Here is a 300-nt window from a genome sequence, read left to right as displayed (position 1 = left end):
AGCCGTGACCGGAATCGGTGAAAATACGTTAGCGCAACCGGTGAAACCGCCTTTGCGCAAACGGCGCGCCTGTTTAGCGAAACTGGTGAAAAATAGATTGACGCTAACACGGCATGCGAGGCGGCGCTCAGGGTCGTCGAGGGCGGCCGCGTCCCCGACGACGCCACGGTCGACGTTCTGGCGAGGCGTATCGCGGGAGGCGGCGGCGGGGCCGGCGGGGCCGACCTGTCGGTCTACGACGGGTTCCTGAAGGGGGCGGTCGCCGATGGCCGCTAGCGAGGAGCTGGCCCGCAGGGTCGT

1 protein-coding gene is annotated in these 300 nt (G+C 67.3%); it reads right to left on the bottom strand.

The window, feature by feature from the left end; all coding sequences use genetic code 11:
- Positions 1 to 300, bottom strand: a 300-nt coding sequence (locus tag ACTQ1E_RS08950) for a hypothetical protein (RefSeq protein WP_441565914.1), incomplete at both ends; no start/stop codon positions are given.

This window comes from Collinsella sp. LCP21S3_C7, from assembly GCF_052118485.1.
In the GTDB taxonomy this organism is placed as follows: domain Bacteria; phylum Actinomycetota; class Coriobacteriia; order Coriobacteriales; family Coriobacteriaceae; genus Collinsella.
The sequence above is the reverse complement of the archived record's forward strand: the minus strand, read 5'-3'. Positions and strand labels throughout refer to the sequence as shown.